This is a genomic window from Arthrobacter sp. AQ5-05 (assembly GCF_003287975.1).
In the GTDB taxonomy this organism is placed as follows: domain Bacteria; phylum Actinomycetota; class Actinomycetes; order Actinomycetales; family Micrococcaceae; genus Paeniglutamicibacter.
On sequence record NZ_QMKQ01000026.1, the window covers coordinates 1 to 16507 of the forward strand.

General features: G+C 60.2%; 15 protein-coding genes. 8 read left to right on the forward strand and 7 right to left on the reverse strand.

The features are described from left to right. Positions 1 to 961: 961 nt before the first annotated feature. Positions 962 to 1672 (reverse strand): IclR family transcriptional regulator, encoded by a 711-nt coding sequence (locus DQ353_RS17135; RefSeq protein ID WP_286166875.1) that lies wholly within the window; start codon positions 1670 to 1672, stop codon positions 962 to 964. Between the two features lie 331 nt (positions 1673 to 2003). Between DQ353_RS17135 and DQ353_RS17140 the strand changes: the two genes are divergently transcribed. Genes DQ353_RS17140 through DQ353_RS17155 form a run of 4 tightly spaced genes read left to right on the forward strand, consistent with a single transcriptional unit; the run spans position 2004 to position 6045 of the window. After that, positions 2004 to 2819 (forward strand): 2-keto-4-pentenoate hydratase, encoded by an 816-nt coding sequence (locus DQ353_RS17140; RefSeq protein WP_113764404.1) that lies wholly within the window; start codon positions 2004 to 2006, stop codon positions 2817 to 2819. After that, positions 2819 to 3799, forward strand: a complete 981-nt coding sequence (locus DQ353_RS17145) for an acetaldehyde dehydrogenase (acetylating) (protein WP_220094047.1) — start codon at positions 2819 to 2821, stop codon at positions 3797 to 3799. The genes DQ353_RS17140 and DQ353_RS17145 overlap by 1 nt, the downstream gene beginning before the upstream one ends. Then, the gene (gene dmpG / locus DQ353_RS17150; RefSeq protein ID WP_113764405.1) at positions 3796 to 4803 is read left to right on the forward strand and encodes a 4-hydroxy-2-oxovalerate aldolase; all 1008 of its coding nucleotides are present in this window, start codon (positions 3796 to 3798) and stop codon (positions 4801 to 4803) included. Before DQ353_RS17145 ends, dmpG begins: the two co-directional genes overlap by 4 nt. A gap of 48 nt (positions 4804 to 4851) precedes the next feature. Then, positions 4852 to 6045, forward strand: coding sequence for a flavin reductase (locus tag DQ353_RS17155; protein ID WP_181578469.1), 1194 nt, complete (start codon positions 4852 to 4854; stop codon positions 6043 to 6045). 12 nt (positions 6046 to 6057) lie between these two features. Here DQ353_RS17155 and DQ353_RS17160 read toward each other — a convergent pair whose 3' ends face one another. From DQ353_RS17160 to DQ353_RS17185, 6 genes are all read right to left on the reverse strand, one after another. Then, positions 6058 to 7371: a TetR/AcrR family transcriptional regulator gene (locus tag DQ353_RS17160; RefSeq protein WP_146755313.1), complete on the reverse strand. Its 1314-nt coding sequence runs from the start codon at positions 7369 to 7371 to the stop codon at positions 6058 to 6060. 239 nt (positions 7372 to 7610) lie between these two features. Further along, a complete protein-coding gene (locus DQ353_RS17165) occupies positions 7611 to 8747 on the reverse strand; it encodes a cytochrome b/b6 domain-containing protein (RefSeq protein WP_502696412.1) in 1137 nt (378 codons plus the stop codon). A 233-nt stretch (positions 8748 to 8980) separates the two neighbouring features. Further along, positions 8981 to 9967 (reverse strand): electron transfer flavoprotein subunit alpha/FixB family protein, encoded by a 987-nt coding sequence (locus tag DQ353_RS17170; protein WP_113764408.1) that lies wholly within the window; start codon positions 9965 to 9967, stop codon positions 8981 to 8983. Then, positions 9964 to 10755 carry an electron transfer flavoprotein subunit beta/FixA family protein gene (locus DQ353_RS17175; protein ID WP_113764409.1) on the reverse strand — a complete coding sequence of 264 codons (792 nt, stop codon included), beginning with the start codon at positions 10753 to 10755 and terminating at the stop codon, positions 9964 to 9966. The genes DQ353_RS17170 and DQ353_RS17175 overlap by 4 nt, the downstream gene beginning before the upstream one ends. 61 nt (positions 10756 to 10816) lie before the next feature. Then, positions 10817 to 11632: a MaoC/PaaZ C-terminal domain-containing protein gene (locus DQ353_RS17180; RefSeq protein ID WP_113764410.1), complete on the reverse strand. Its 816-nt coding sequence runs from the start codon at positions 11630 to 11632 to the stop codon at positions 10817 to 10819. After that, a complete protein-coding gene (locus tag DQ353_RS17185) occupies positions 11629 to 12558 on the reverse strand; it encodes an SDR family oxidoreductase (RefSeq protein ID WP_113764411.1) in 930 nt (309 codons plus the stop codon). The genes DQ353_RS17180 and DQ353_RS17185 overlap by 4 nt, the downstream gene beginning before the upstream one ends. A 104-nt stretch (positions 12559 to 12662) precedes the next feature. Here DQ353_RS17185 and DQ353_RS17190 point away from each other — a divergent pair, with 104 nt between their 5' ends. Genes DQ353_RS17190 through DQ353_RS17205 form a run of 4 tightly spaced genes read left to right on the forward strand, consistent with a single transcriptional unit; the run spans position 12663 to position 16111 of the window. Continuing rightward, the gene (locus DQ353_RS17190) at positions 12663 to 13409 is read left to right on the forward strand and encodes an enoyl-CoA hydratase family protein (protein WP_113764412.1); all 747 of its coding nucleotides are present in this window, start codon (positions 12663 to 12665) and stop codon (positions 13407 to 13409) included. Positions 13410 to 13417: 8 nt separating this feature from the next. Then, positions 13418 to 14263, forward strand: coding sequence for a CoA transferase subunit A (locus DQ353_RS17195; RefSeq protein WP_113764413.1), 846 nt, complete (start codon positions 13418 to 13420; stop codon positions 14261 to 14263). Further along, on the forward strand, positions 14256 to 15023 hold the full coding sequence (locus tag DQ353_RS17200) for a CoA-transferase subunit beta (protein WP_113764414.1): 768 nt from the start codon (positions 14256 to 14258) through the stop codon (positions 15021 to 15023). Before DQ353_RS17195 ends, DQ353_RS17200 begins: the two co-directional genes overlap by 8 nt. After that, the gene (locus DQ353_RS17205) at positions 15020 to 16111 is read left to right on the forward strand and encodes an NAD(P)H-dependent flavin oxidoreductase (protein ID WP_113764415.1); all 1092 of its coding nucleotides are present in this window, start codon (positions 15020 to 15022) and stop codon (positions 16109 to 16111) included. Before DQ353_RS17200 ends, DQ353_RS17205 begins: the two co-directional genes overlap by 4 nt. The last annotated feature ends 396 nt before the right edge of the window (positions 16112 to 16507 follow it).

The window sequence follows — 16507 nt, forward strand, 5'->3', positions numbered from 1 at the left end:
GCATCTACGAGATGCCCTTCATTTCAGGAATGTTGTTACTGTCGCAAGTTCAATTTTCCCTGATACGACGGGCATTTCGTGGTTAAAACGCCGAGCAGCTCCCAAATCTCATCGGTGGATCAAGGCTAAGCACGGCAGGAATTCGCGGCGGGCCCGGCACTGTCGGTGCGCACCAAATTCCTGTCCGCGGCCAGGTTTCCGTTCTCGTCGCGCATGGACTCGGGCAGCTAGTCCAGTGCCTTGCCGAGCACCCGGGTATTGTCCTGGCAGAGTTGGCCGTCTTGTTTCCCGGCCGCCGCTCGGCGACCAGGATCTCTCCGGTGCCGTTGCCCCTGCCGTAGTCGAGGTTGGTGACCGGCGGGGCGAGCCCGAACAGCCCTTGAAACTTCCGGCAGCCCATTCCTTGTCACTGTGTGAGGTGACGAGCGTGCCACCGAAGTCGATGATGAGCGGGTCTATCCGGGTGGCGTACCGGTGGGCGAAGGCCTCGGGTTGGCCCGCGGCCCATTCCACGAACTTGGACATCGTCGAGTTCGAGGGAGCCACGCCGGAGAGGCCGAGGCTGGTAGGCAGCCCATCCATGTCCAAGACATGTTCTCCGCCGCCGGTGAGCATCACCTCTAATTTTGGAGGCTCCGTCAACGTTCGGATGATGAAGTGATTGCCGTATGGTGGCTTTGACCGCACGGCCGAGGTGGACCGGAAAATCAGCGTGAGGCAGGGTCATGTGCGTAATTTCGTCTTGCATGTACGCGAGGGCGAATAACCAATGATGAGTTGTCGGTGTTCTTCAGACGTTCCAGTGAAACCAGCAGCGCTCCGGACTATTCACCGTTGTCAACGGGCTACAGGGTCTCTTGTGGACTCGCCCGAAAGGCACAATCATTGCCCCCGTCGGCAGCAAGAACGGCATCGGAACACACCCCCAAGGCGAAGCGGGGTTGCCCCCGTTTCTCGCGAACTACGCGTGAACCAGAAGAGCTTCGGAGACCTGGCGGGCGGCATCTAGCACTAGGGGAGCCATACGCTCAAGTGGATCTTGGGTCCGGCCCACCAGAGAGATACTGGCCAAGGGCTCCCTTCGCCCCCGAATGGCCGCAGCTACACAGGCAACACCATCGAAGCTCTCCCCCGACTCGTAAGCCAATCCACCGCGGCGCCGGATACGACCCAGCTCGGCATAGAGCATTTGCGTATCCTTTATGGTGTTACGGGTGGTCTGCGGCAGCCCGTCTTTATACAATTCATCGAGCTCCTCGGGATCTACCCAGGCAAGCATTGACTTGCCCAGGGCCGTTCCGTGCGCAGCGTTACTGCCACCGACACGCGAAGGAACGGTTACCGCCGCACGCCCACCGAGCTTATCGAGGTAGTGAATACTTGACCCGTCAAGGACCGCCAGATGCACCACCATCCCCGTGCGCATTTGCAGGTCATGCAGCAGGGGCGCCGCCTCGGCGCGGATCCGGCCGTTGATGGAGTCATGGCTGCGGTACTTCATCGTTCGCCAGCCCATTCCATAACCTTCTGGGGTGTGCTCCACCCAGCCGAATTGGACAAGTTGATCCAGGATTCGGTGCGTTGTTGAGCGTGGCAGCTTGGTGCGTTCAGTGATTTCATCAAGCAAAAGTCTGGCGTTGAAGGGCTCGAAGGCCTCCATAATCAATGTCATTCGAGCCGCCATCGACGGGGGCCGGCTACTTGCCGCCGCTGGAGACCAGTCAGTGGGGGTGCTGGTAGCAACACTCATCAAGAAACCTCCGGGAAAAATACTAAACTCTCCGGCTTACGGAGAGATGAAACCTACAGTGACCAGATTCCCCAAGGCTCGAAAAACAATCTTTATGCACTGTGATGCGGAGCACTCGAGGTGACCTTCACTGTACACCTCACTACAGAGCTTGGGCTAGTGCTTCGGCTCACATTTCATCCCGCTCTCCGGGATCACCTCATCGAAGCTTTCTCGCTCCGCGACATACTGGGGCTTCACTCTGGGAGGACGGATGACTACATTCATCGAAACGGCACCCGCCAGCATGGCGGAGCTTGCTGACGTAGCTAAACGGCTACGTGAAGCCGAAGACAATAGCTTGGCAATTTGGCCAATCCGCGAAGAACTCGCCTTCGGCGGCATCGAAGCTGCCTACGCTGTGCAACAAATGAACGAAGACCACTGGACCGCACAGGGCCGCCGTGTCGTGGGACGCAAGATCGGCCTTACATCCAAGGCCGTGCAAGCCCAGATGGGCGTGGACCAACCCGACTTCGGGGTGCTATTCGCTGATATGTGTCTAGCCGACGGTGAAAGTCTTACCGCGGGAGAAGTCCTTCAGCCGCGTGTCGAGGCGGAGGTGGCCTTGGTTCTCAAAAAGGACCTCCCCAATCCCGACACAACCATGAACGAGCTCATGGCGGCGATCGACCACCTGCTTCCGTCCATCGAAGTCGTCGGCTCACGGATCAATAACTGGGATATTTCCATCCTGGACACTATTGCTGACAATGCGTCCTGCGGCCGAATCGTCACCGGGACCGTGCCAGTACTTCCTTCGGCCTTGGATTTATTCGCCGCCGGAATGGTCATGGAAGTCAACGGGAAAGTGGCATCCGTCGGTTCTGGAGCAGCCTGTCTCGGGCACCCCTACCGTGCAGCTTTGTGGCTAGTACGACGCATGGCGGGGTTGGGCAGGCCGCTGCGCGCCGGAGAAATTCTAATGACCGGAGCGCTGGGACCCATGGTCGACTTCCCACCGGGATCAAACGCACTTGTAACCATTCAGGGCCTCGGCCAGGTCCGTATCACGCACGAGGAGAAGTAGTGGAAAATCAAAAACGCTGGCCCGTGGCCATTATTGGCTCGGGTAACATCGGCACCGATCTCATGATCAAGGTACTACGTGGCTCCACACGCCTGGAGATGGGTGCCATGGTAGGCATCGATCCCGAGTCCGATGGCCTGCGTCGAGCCGCATCATTTGGAGTTCCGACTACCGCCGAAGGCATTGAAGGGCTGTTGAAACTGCCAAACTTCAAGGATATCAAGGTGGTCTTCGATGCCACCAGCGCCTCGGCCCACCGGGCGAACTGGGAGCTGCTCAAAGACACCGGAGTTCGCGTCCTTGACCTGACCCCCGCAGCCATCGGCCCTTCCTGCATCCCGGTCGTCAATATGGATGATCATTTAGAAGAGACCAACCTGAATATGGTCACTTGTGGAGGTCAGGCAACGGTTCCCATCGTTGCAGCAATTTCCCAGGTCGCTCCGGTGCGCTATGCCGAGATCGTTTCCTCGGTATCTTCACGCTCGGCCGGTCCCGGCACCCGCGCAAATATCGACGAGTTCACCGAAACCACCTCCGAAGCGCTGGTCAAGGTTGGGGGTGCTGCAGAGGGCAAGGCCATCATGATCTTGAATCCTGCCGAGCCGCCCATGCTCATGCGCAACACGGTGTACTGCCTCGTCGAAGGCAACAACGACCTCGCAGCTCTAGAAGCTTCCATCGGTTCGATGGTTGCGCAGGTTCAGCAATATGTTCCTGGTTACCAGCTCAAGCAGGCTGTACAGTTCGAAACCATTCGCGAAGAGGCACCGCTCTTCCTGCCCGGCTCCGGAAAATTCCATGGCACCCGTGTCACGGTCATGCTCGAGGTCACCGGAGCAGCGCACTATCTGCCGGCGTATGCGGGCAACCTGGACATTATGACCTCCGCGGCCATGGCCGTTGCCGAACGCTGGGCCGAAAACGGCGGCGTTGAAGTACAACTCACCGAAGCTACTTTGCAGGAGGTAGGAGCATGAGCAAGCTCTACATTTCCGACGTTACCCTACGCGATGGCATGCATGCCATCCGCCACCAGTACACGGTGGACCAGGCCGTCGCCATCGCCACGGAACTTGACGCAGCAGGTGTTTCCTCGATTGAGGTGGCTCACGGGGATGGCATCAATGGCTCTTCCTGTGTCTACGGTTTCGGTGCGCACACCGACCTGGAATGGATCTCCGCAGTTGCCGGCGCGGTCAAGAATGCCAAGGTCGCCACGCTGGCGCTACCTGGCATCGCCACCATTCACCACCTCAAGGACGCACATAGCGCCGGTGCCTCGGTAGTACGCATCGCTACCCACTGCACCGAAGCCGATGTTTCCGCTCAGCACATTGCCGCGGCCCGCGAACTGGGCATGGACACCGTGGGCTTCTTGATGATGTCCCATATGAGCCAGCCCGCAGAGCTAGCCAAACAAGCCAAACTGATGGAAAGCTATGGGGCCACCTGCGTCTACGTGGTTGATTCCGGCGGCGCGATGACTCCCAAGGGCGTGGCCGAACGCATCGATGCATTTCGCGACGTACTGGATCCGGCCACCGAGATCGGTATCCACGCCCACGAAAATCTCTCGTTGAGCATTGCCAACTCACTCACCGCGGTGGAGCACGGTGCCAATCGCGTCGATGCTTCTTTGGCTGGTATGGGCGCCGGAGCCGGAAATGCTCCACTCGAGGCCTTCATTGCCGCAGCCGATAAATACAACTTCGAACATGGTTGCTCGCTGCCCATCTTGATGGATGCCGCCGATGATCTGGTTCGTCCCCTGCAGGACCGCCCGGTACGGGTGGACCGTGAAACGCTTTCACTTGGCTACGCGGGTGTCTATTCCAGCTTCCTGCGCCATGCGGAAACCGCCAGCAAACGCTACGGAATCCCCACCACAAAGATCCTGATGGAGCTGGGTAACCGGCGCATGGTTGGCGGTCAAGAAGACATGATCGTGGATGTAGCACTAGACCTATTGGACCAGAAGTAACCCACCTCTCGTATGACTAACCGGTACGACCGTCTGGAAGGAAAGACAATGAACGCAGTCAGTTTGGGGGCGCAACTCCCAACCGTTGAAGATCCAATGGCTTTCCGTAATGTTTTGGGACACTTCCCCACCGGGGTTGTTCTCATTACGGGCATTGCCGATGATGGTGAACCCGTTGGCATGATCGTGGGATCCTTCACGTCTGTTTCCCTAGATCCACCCCTGGTGGGGTTCCTGCCAACCGTCGGTTCATACACATTCAAACGGCTGCGTACGGCGAAGTCTTTCTGCGTCAATGTTCTCGCTGGTGATCAAGAAGATATCTGCCGCCGTTTTGCCGGTCGAACCGAGAATAAATTCGATTCGGTCGATTGGACCCAGTCTCCATCCGGTGCCCCGGTGCTGGATGGCGTGGTGGCCTACATCGACTGCATCTTTGAATCCGTTTCCGACGCCGGCGACCACTACATCGTGGTGGGTGCCGTCCAAGAGCTTCAGGTGTGCCGGCCGGTAGCGCCATTGCTGTTCTTCCAGGGCGGCTATGGGCAATTCGCGCCGCTGTCACTGCATGCTCCGTTCGAAACGGATCTCATTGCCGGTGTGCGTTTGGCCGAACAAGGACGGGCCGAAATGGAGTGGCTGGCTTCGTCGTTGAATGCCGGATGCACGGCCATGGCGGTTGTCAACGATCAAATGGCCGTGATGGTCGCTGGGGCGGGTGTCCCGTGGGACACCACGGATCGACTGGGGGAACGCATTCCGCTCATGCCACCCATGGGTGAGCTCTGCTTGGCCTGGGAAGATGAAGAAGCCATTCAGCGTTGGCTGTCTCGCGCCCTGCCCAGTGATGAATGTTCCCCGCAGGAATACCGCGAACGCTTGCGGGCTGTCCGCAAGCGCGGCTGGTCGGTGACCATGAAAGGTGATTACCGGGACGAAGAGGTCTTTGCGGCCCTGCGCGAATACTCATCGGGCCGTTACACACCGGCTCAGGAACGCCATATTCGTGAGATTATTTCCCGCACCTCTAGCAGTTACGCTCCAATCACGCTGCTGGATGGGGAACGGTACGAGGTTGACTCGTTGTTGGCTCCGGTATGGGATTCAGCAGGTAAAGTGCGGCTGGTGTTGCGCATTACCCACTTGCCAAGCTCCGTCACCGCACGACAGATCACCGCTTGGGCAGACCAACTGATGCTTACCGCTACCGCAATGAGCATCGCACCCAAATCTCGTGGCTAGTCACTCAGTTATTTATTGGTGCACAAGGTCCAGAACAGTAGTACCGTCCTGGACCTTGCCTGCGACCCGGTACAGCGCGGTGCTTATCAAATCCGCAAGTAAAGCCGGGTCCCACAGTTGATCCTCAACTTGCTTGCTCAGCAGGCTACTTTCCAGCAACCGGAAGAAGCATTCTGTAAAGTACCTGGCCAAATCCTCTTGTTTGGGCTCCTCCAGCATCGGTGAAAGCATCTCTCGGAACCACAGCACCGTGACTTCAAAACCATCCTGCATGACAAGTTCTAGTTCTTTGCGGCCCGCATAGACCTGATCCGATCGTTGCAACAGAAGCAGAAGTCCCAGTGCCAGGACGCCGCCTCCGGCACTTCCATCCAAGGCGGGAAGAATGTGCCGACGGGCTAGAACAGACCAGTCACCATCGACCGGTCGAAGATGTGAGTTCTGCCGAATCGAAGCCCACCCTTGGCAGGCTTCCTCAATAACCGTAGCGATCAGCTCGTCCTTGTCTTTGAAGAACCAGTACAAGGAACTTGCCGGTAGTCCGGCCTTTTCACAGACCCGGACAATCGTCACACCGTCGTAGCCGAGCTCCATGATGACATCTTTGGTCGCACGGACAAATAGTTCCCGGCTTCCTTCCGAGGTGGTCTCAAATGGTTGGTCCTTAACCACGGGATGGGTATCAAGTGGTCGCTCGGCTGCAATTTCGACGATTCGAACAGCAATCTCATCGAGGCACGCAGCAATCAGTTTGTTCAGAGGTTCGGCATCTAAACGCCTCAGCTCATAGAGGTTAAGTACCTCGCACTCCCTGATCCCCACGGTGAGCTGGCCCATTAAGATCGAAGCAAGATCCTTTTGTTCCATGTCTGCGGGTAGAGTGCGTCTCCACCACTGTGCCAACCATTCGACGCTTTCGCGTCGAATTTGCAAGAATCGGTCCCGAGCGAGGATTGGTTCATGGGGACGGGCAACAGCAAGCTGCAATCCCACACGCCAGTACTCCATATCTACCCCTGCCGCTGGAGAACGAATCAGCTCCGCGTACAAGTCATCTCGACGCACTTGACTGGGCGGTGTATCAAGCCAGTTTGGCAGTCGCGAGGCTTGCGTCCGGTAGGCGTGCTCCAAGGCTGCCGCGATCAGGCTTTCTTTGTTGGCAAAGTGCCAGTAGATGGAACTTGCTGACACCCCCGTGGCCCGGCGCACCATAGCTAGAGTCGTGCCCGCATAGCCATGACTAATCATCAGCCGCATTGCTTCTTCTAGGATTCGGACCCGGGTCTCTTCACCCTGCTGATTCTTGCGGTCCGTTTTGCGCTGCAATTATGATCACCCATATCTTTCCGTCCGGATGCCAGCTCACTTCCCAGCCTAAACCCTTAGCAACTGTGGTTTCGTCACTCAGCACCTCCGGGTGGCGCACCCACCGGCTCCTAGGACACATGCTTTAGGTCAAGAAAGGTACGGAAATACTTGGCGCTGCGCAAACGCCGAAGCCCGCTGAATCCCATCATTTTCCAGGGGATTCCGCGGGCTTCGGCGTCGAGTTCTCTACTAACTTACTAACGGCTCACCTTTCCAAAAAGCGAAGCGATGGGTGCAAGGATCAAGGGGCGAGCCGCAAACCAGCCACCCACAATGAGTAGCAGTGAGACAAGGAAAATCCAGAATCCATACCAGTTGACCGCGTCCTGACCGCCATACATGTGGTTCAGGTTCCGCAGCGCACCGGTTGAAAGCACCAGGGCCACGTGCACGATGATGAATCCAACGAAGTAGAACATCACCGGCAAGTGGACGGCACGGGCCACCTCCACCGGATAGATCCTGTTCAATCCCTGGGCCCTGTTTGGCCAAGCCTCGGACATCCTCAATCCGGTAAGCGCCGCCAGTGGAGCCGCAATAAAGATCGTGGCGAAGTAGGTCAGAACCTGCAGGCTGTTGTAGTTGACCCAACCATTCTCGGTGGGCCAATCCAGGGATGCATATTGCAGTATTGCCGAAAGCGCATTGGGGAAGACCTCCCAGCTTGTCGGAACGACACGCATCCATTGACCCGTGGCGATCAGCAACACCACAAAAACTGCCCCATTGACCAGCCAAAGGATGTCCAGGGACTGGTGCAGCCAGAGGTTGATGCTGATTTTCTTGGGGTTTTTGCCCCATCGAGGCGTCCAGCTTGCCGGAGGGCGACGTTGGGTACGGACCTGCCAACCCGAACGAATAATCAGCACCATGAGGAAGATATTGAAGAAGTGTTGCCAGGCAAGCCAGCCAGGGAGTCCCGTCGGTGCTCCGTGCGGCAGTTCGGTTTCCCCCGGATACCGCGCCACAAAACCCTGCACCGTTTCGGTGGTCATCAACCAGCGCGCGGCAAACACCACGACGGCCAGCAGGACCAGGAGACCAACGGCCCAAAGAATTGCGCGGCCAACGCGGCTGTCAGGCAGCTTTGCACGAGCCCCGGTTTCCCGCACCGGTGCGGTAGGGCTTGCCGGGCTTCTGTTGTCGATTCGCGTCTCCACCCGAGGCACAACGGCCAGGGGTTCAGCCGTGCCAACCACCGCTGCTTCGGGAGCTCCAACCCCACCGGTGTCGGTCTGCTGAGCTGTTCCAACGGCAGCGCCGGTGGTGCGTGGCAGTCCCCGGCGTCCGGTTGGCGGTGCGGGCACCGGAGTTTTGTCGACTTCGGTTTCCAAAGCGGGTGATGCCTTCGCCGGCTCCGAGATTCCGGTGGTGGCAGCTTCGGTGTCGGTTGGGCGTGGCAGGCCACGTCGCCTTGTCACGGCCGGCACCGCGGCGGCTTTTGCCACCGTGGATGCGATCGCAGTCGGCACCGGTTCTTGGGTTGGGAGTTGCTGAGCGGCCGGGGTCTCGGAACCTGCTGTCCCGGCGCCCGGAGTACGTGGGAGTCCCTGTCTGGCCATTCGATTTAGCCTCGCTTTGCTTCAATTGCTGCGACCAATTGCGGTACCACGGTAAAGATGTCGCCAACCACGCCGAAGTCGGCGATGTCAAAGATTGGTGCGTCCGGGTCCTTGTTGATCGCGATGATTGTCTTAGAGGTCTGCATGCCCGCTCGGTGCTGGATGGCACCGGAAATGCCCAAGGCGATGTAGAGCTGCGGGGCAACCGTGACACCGGTTTGGCCCACCTGCATGGTCTGCGCGACGTATCCGGCATCGACGGCGGCGCGTGATGCCCCAATGGCACCACCCAGGGCGTCGGCGAGTCCCTCGACCAGCGAGAAATTCTCCCCCGAACCCAGCCCTCGGCCACCGGAGACCACGATGTCGGCACCGCGCAGCTCGGGGCGCGAAGATGCCGCGGCGGTCTCCCGGTAAGCGGTAATGGTTGCTTCAGGGGCTCCTGATGCCGCGACCGGCAACTGCTGAACATTTGAGGGCTGTGCTTCGGAGCGCAGATCCGAGGAACCTTGGCGCAGGGTAATGACCAACGCACCGGTACTGGCCGCGGAATCGACCAGATAGGCGCCGCCATAAACCGAGTGATGGGCAATGATGCCCTCCTCGTCCCGGGAGATTCCTACCGCATCAAGGGCTAGGGCCGAACCGCTGCGTGCCGCAAAGCGGGCAGCGGCATCTCGTCCGCGGATGGAGTTTGCCGTGAGCACCGCCTCGGGTGCAACCACCGCGGCAGCGGCTGCCAGCGCATCAACGGCGGGTACCACCACCGAGCTTGCATGTTCCTCGGTTTCGGAGATCAGCACCTGTGCGGCTCCGAGCGCTGCAAGTTCGGTGCCGAGCCGTTCGGCGTTTCCCGTCGGGGCGAGCGCCAAGGCCACGGCGCTGCCAACCGATGCCGCGGCGCCGATGAGCTCTGCCGCACCGGAACGGAGCTGGCCCGACGGGGAAACCTCGACGAGCACAAGAATTGAATTCGCTGGGTAGCCGATCATGCTGAGCGTCCTTTGATGAGTTGGTTCTGGGCAAGGAATTCTGCGATTTGGTCTCCGGCGTCACCGGCATCCTCAATGCGGATACCGGCGTTGCGGGCCGGACGTTGCGCCGCCGAAATAACGATGGATCTAGCGGTTTCTTGGTCAATGACGATGCCTAGCTGGGCCAGGTCAAGGGTCTCAAACGGCTTCTTCTTGGCGGCCATGATGCCCTTGAAGTTCGGGAAACGTGCATCGGGCAGGGCTTCGGTCACCGAGATCACGCCGGGCAGGTCAATACTCGCCTCATAGCTGTCGAACTCGGTGTTGCAGCTCCCGGAAACGGTCAGTTCATCGATTGCCACGGTGCTCAGCGAGGCAAGTCCGGCTACTCCAAACAGCTCGGTGAGCATCGAGGGCAAGGCGCCGCCGCCGCCATCGGTCGAGGCATTGCCGGCGATGACCAGATCGAATCCGATGTGCTTGGCCGCTGCGGCAATCACCTGCGCGGTGAGGCTCAGATCCGCGCCCAAGAGCGCCGGATCCTGCACGTGCACCGCACGGTCCGCGCCCATGGCAAGGCCCTTGCGCAGGGTTGCCGGCAGGGTGCCGGCAGGGCCCACGGTGAGCAAGACGACCTCGGTGTTCGCATCCTTCTCCCGGTGGCTCAGGGCAACTTCAAGCGCGCGTTCGGTGATTTCATCGAGCACCGGTTCGCTTGCCGACCGGTTCAACAGACCGGTCTCCAGATCCAGGGTGCGTTCACCATAGGTATCCGGAACTTCCTTCATCAGTACGATGATTTTCACGATGTGTCCTTCCTAGACTTTGCAATGTCCAAGCCCTGCCGGGCTGCGATGCTTCGCATGGTCAGCTGAATACGGCCAGGCCCTCGGAGATCACCGTGCGTTCTCCCACGGCGGCCGCAAAGCGGCCGCCGTCCCAGACCGTGGCCTTGATCTTGTCTCCGGGGAAAACCACCCCGGAGAACCGTCCACCGAATTCCACGATGTCCGCCGGGTGTGCACCGGTCAGGGTTGCCAAGGGCAACGTGGTTGCTGCCAACGTTGCCAGCCCGTGCAGGATCGGGCGATCCTGTCCGATGCGCTTGGCGGCCTGCGGATCGATGTGGATGTGGTGTTTGTCCCCGAGCAGGCGGTATAGCGCGGCCTGGTTCGGTTGGGTCTGTACGCTTGCCGCTCCGAGTGGTTCCCCGTGGGGCGCTGCAGGCTTGCCCGGGCCGCGTTCCCCACCGAAACCGCCAAAGCCGGGAGCAAAAATCTGCCAGGTGGCCTGGAAGTAGTCGCATTCAACAATGATGTTGAAAACCGCTGCGCTGCCCTTGTCCCATACTTCGCCGACCCGTGCGCTGAGCCGCAGTTCGCCTGAGCGTGGCAATTCCTTGGCTACCAGCAATTCCTGGGAACCATGAACCGAGCGATTATCGAAGGCTCCTTGGTCGGCCATGAGGTCCGGGGCCCACTGGGCCAGGGTCAAACCGAAGGAAGGAAGTACACGTAACCGGTCCTCGAAGACCAGCTCCAGATCGTTGACCGGGGCGCCGATGGCCAGCGCATAGAGAATTGCCTCGTCCTGTGTGTAACTTACGGTGCGCTCACCCAGATGCCGTCCGGCCCAGGCACCGGTTTCAAGAGCTGCCTCGGGCACTGTGGTTGCCGCGCTCATGATGCTGCCACAGGGACCGGAGCGGCACCGTACACGGGTTCCGGGGTTGCCGAACGCGCCAGCAGTTCCTCAATTGCCGATCCTGCCGAGACCGCATCCCAGCGTTCTCCCGCATCGTGAGCCGGACCGTGGTTCCAGCCCTCCTCGATGCAGATCCTGCCACCCTCGATTTCAATGACCCGGCCGGTGACATCTCCGGAGGTGCTTCCCGCCAGCCAGGCCACGATGGGTGAAACGTTTGCCGGGTGCATGGCATCAAATCCGCTCTCGGGTGCGGCCATGGCCTGGGCGAAGGCGCCCTCGGTCATGCGGGTTCGGGCCGCCGGCGCGATCGCATTGACGCGCACCCCGTAGCGGGCCAGTTCATGGGCGGCGACGAGCGTCAATCCGGCGATTCCGGCCTTGGCTGCAGAGTAGCTTGCCTGGCCTACACTGCCCTGCAGTCCGGCACCCGAGGAGGTGTTGATCACCCTGGCGTCGGGTGTGCGGCCGGCCTTTGCCTCATTGCGCCAATACTCGCTGGCGTGGCGCAACGGGGCGAAGTGACCCTTGAGGTGCACGCGGATCACCGCGTCCCACTCTTCTTCGGAGGTGTTTACCAGCATGCGGTCGCGCACGAATCCGGCGTTGTTCACCAGGATGTCGAGTCGCCCGAAGGTCTCGATGGCCTGGCGCACCATGGCACCGGCCTGTTCAAAGTCTGCGACGTCGGCGCCATTGGCAATAGCTTCTCCACCTGCTGCGCGGATCAGCTCAACCACTTCATGGGCCGGGCTTGAAGCCTCGACCACCCCGTCCAGAGTGGTGCTCAGATCGTTGACAACCACCTTGGCGCCTTGGCGCGCCAACTCCAAGGCGTGTTCCCGTCCCAGTCCGCGTCCGGCACCGGTCACGATGGCGACCCGGCCCTCACAAATGCCCGTCATGTACTTTCCTTCCTCTGGATTTTGTTGCTCTGGATTGCCAGTGTACCTCGAACCAAGCAAGTGCTAGGGTAAAAATCAAGCAAACGTTAGGTACAGGAGTAAAAATGGCCATCAAATCAGCAATGCACCACAACGGCATTCGCGTAGTCACCATGGATTACCCGCCGGTCAACGCACTTCCGGTAGCAGGATGGTTCGGCATCGGCGCGGCGATGGACGAAGCCAGCAAGGACCCAAACACCCGTGCGGTCATACTGCGCGCCGAAGGACGTGGCTTTAATGCGGGCGTTGACATCAAGGAAATGCAGTCAACGGATGACTTCAACGCCATTCTTGGCGCAAACCGTGGCTGCTACGCGGCATTCAAATCAATCTACGAGTGCGCGGTCCCGGTCATTGCCGCTGTCCACGGGTTCTGCCTGGGTGGCGGAGTTGGCTTGGTTGGCAACTCCGACACCATCATCGCCAGTGACACCGCCTACTTCGGTGTCCCCGAAGTTGATCGCGGAGCGTTGGGTGCGGCAACCCACTTGGCTCGCCTGGTTCCCGCACACATGTTGCGCACCTTGTACTTCACCAGCCGCAATATCTCCGCACAGCGCTTGGCCGAACTTGGTTCCGTTGCTGAAATCGTGTCCCCGGACAAACTCGACGAGACCGCGTTCGCCTACGCCGGCGAGATCGCGTCCAAGGATCCCCGGGTCATGCGCGCCGCCAAGGAGGCCTTGAACTGCATAGACCCGATCGACGTCAACAAGAGCTACCGCTTCGAGCAGGGATTCACCTTCGAGCTCAACCTCGGCGGTGTCGCCGATGAACTACGCGATGACTTCGTCGCCACCGGCGCCTAGGAGCCACCATGACCAGCAAAGTCATTGATTCGAGCACCCTGGCCGATCTCTTTGGTGACGGAATGACCATCGGCATTGGCGGCTGGGGCGCCCGACGCAAACCCATGGCCCTGGTCGCGGCACTCATCCGTTCCGGGGCCCGCGATCTGCGCATTGTCAGCTTCGGCGGACCGGATGTGGGCATGCTCTGTGCCACCGGCCAGGTCAAAGAGGTGGTTCACGGTTTTGTCACACTTGATTCGATTGCCGTGGAACCACACTTCGCCGCTGCCCGGCAAACCGGCAAAATCCAAACCACCGAGCTTGATGAGTCAATGCTGGTTTCCGGACTGCGCGCGGCGGGACGACGGCTTCCCTTTGAGGTCACGCGCACCGGGCTCGGCTCGGACATACTGACCGCCAATCCGCAGATTCGCACCATCGATTCCCCCTATGATGACGGCGAAACCCTTGTGGCCATGCCGGCCGTGGAATTGGATCTGGCCCTGATCCATCTAAACCGTGCCGACCACCTAGGCAACGGACAATGCCTGGGTCCGGATCCCTATGTTGACGATCTCTTTGCCCGCGCCGCCAAGCGCACCATCCTCAGTGCCGAATCGGTTGTCAGCACCCGCGAACTGACCCAGGGCCACCACCCCTCCACACTCCTGCTCAACCGCACCATGGTGGACCATGTTTTTGAGGCACCCGGCGGGGCGCATTTCACCACCTGCCTTCCCGATTACCCACGCAACGAAGAATGGCAACGCGCCTACGCGCACTCCGCCGGCAGTCCGGCGCTGTGGGAAGAATTTCGGACCCGGCATATCGACAATGAGCATGTCTGGGGCGCGGAGGCCGGCAATGACTGAACCAACGACGGACCACGTGACACGCGCGGAGATCGCGGTCACCGCCTGCAGCAATCTATTCCGCGGGCAACGCGACATATTGGCCAGCCCTGCCGGGACCATCCCCACCATCGGTGCACGGCTGGCAGCCCTCACGCACGCTCCGGATCTCATGCTCAGCGACGGTGAATCCACGATCTACGCGGGCGTGCCGACGCTGGAACACCAAGGGGTTCGGGGCGGTTATCTGCCTTATCGGGAGCTCTTTGAACTGATTGCCGCCGGTAAACGCCATGTGGTGATGGGTGGTGCGCAGATCGACCGCGAGGGAAACCACAACTTCTCTGCCATCGGCGAGCACGCCAAGCCGCACCGGCAGCTTTTGGGCTCGCGTGCCGCGGCCACCAACACCATCAACCACAGAACAAGCTACTGGATCCCCAAGCACAGTCGGCGCTCCATGGTCCAACAGGTGGATTTTGTGACGGGCGTCGGGCGCACGCGCGCCGAAAAGGCAGGAAAGGGCGCCGCCCGCTTCCACCAAGTGCACCGGGTGGTCAGCAACCTTGGGGTCTTTGACTTCAACGGACCGGGACACACCATGTCCCTGCTATCCATCCACCCCGGGGTCACGGTCGAAGAAGTCATTGAGTCCACCGGATTCGCACTCGACATCCCGGCCGACGTGCAAACCACCCGCCTGCCCAATCGGCAGGAACTACAACTGATTCGCGAGGTCCTGGACCCGCTCCAACGCAGAGAACAAGAGGTTCGATCTTGAGCACCACCAACCGCATTCGCACCGCACTGACCGAGCTGACCGGCGTTGACCATCCCATCGTGCAGACCGGGATGGGCTGGGTGGCCGGGCCGAAGCTGGTCACCGCCACGGCCGAGGCCGGCGGGCTGGGTATCCTCGCTTCGGCCACCATGACCTACGCGGAACTCGAAAAGGCAATCATCGAGACCAAGAGCCGCACCGACAAGCCCTTCGGGGTGAACCTGCGTGCAGATGCCGCCGATGCCATGGATCGGGTGAAGCTGCTGGTCAAACACCGCGTCAAGGTGGCATCCTTTGCGCTGGCCCCCAAACGCGAGCTGATCGACAAGCTCAAGGAAAACGACGCAGTGGTCATCCCCTCGGTCGGGTTGCCCCGGCACGCGGAAAAGGTGGCTTCGTGGGGAGCCGACGCGGTCATGATCCAGGGCGGCGAGGGCGGCGGGCACACCGGCGCCACCCCCACCACCTTGTTGCTGCCCACCGTGTTGGATGCCGTGGATATCCCGGTCATAGCCGCCGGCGGTTTCTTCGACGGACGCGGCCTGGCCGCGGCGCTCTCTTACGGTGCCGCCGGCATCGGCATGGGCACCCGCTTCCTGCTGACCAGCGACAGCGCGGTGCCCGAACACATCAAGCGCCGCTACCTGGAATTCGGGCTCGATGGAACCGTCGTCACGGCCAAGGCAGATGGCATGCCGCACCGCTTGCTACGCACAGAGTTCATTGATGGGTTGGAATCCGGGTCATCGATCGGCCGCCTGTTGGCCACCCTGCGACGCACCACCCAGTTCAAGGAGCTCTCCGGGCAGTCCTGGGCTGCGCTAGTTCGTGACGGGTTCTCCATGAAGCGCAGCAGCGGACGTAGCTGGGGTCAGATGATGCTTGCCGCCAACACCCCCATGCTGCTCAAGGCGGGACTGGTGGACGGCGACACCCAGGCCGGCATGTTGGCCGCCGGCCAGGTCGTTGGTGTCATTGACGATTTGCCAAGCTGCGAGCAACTGGTGGACCGGATCATTGATGAGGCGGTTGCGCGGCTTTCAGCGGTGGCAGGCGGAGCTCAAAACCGCAAAGGAGCGGTCGCTTAATCTTGCATGAGATTCATCAGTGACCAACCAGAATGGCCCTCGCCGCCCGCGCTGGTGAACGATGCTGCGAAATGGGAAGGAACCAAATGTGCAAAGAGCGAATACTGCCCGGAGCATTACCAGTCCGCCTGCACAGGGAATTTTCATTGCGTCCCATTCCTGCAAGCCCTGACGTCGGCAAGGACCTATCAAAGTCGTTCAAGGCGATTGCATGTTCTTCCGATGCGCACAACCATGAGTTGCCAGCACGCGCACTTGCTGGCTGTATGTGAGGCGGCTTTTGATAGCAGGTATGGGACGTCCCGAAGCAGTGCGACAACCTGCCCACGAAGTGATGATACCTGGCGTCCACGACGCTGCGAGATTACACACATATGTGACTTGTCGATTTTTGAT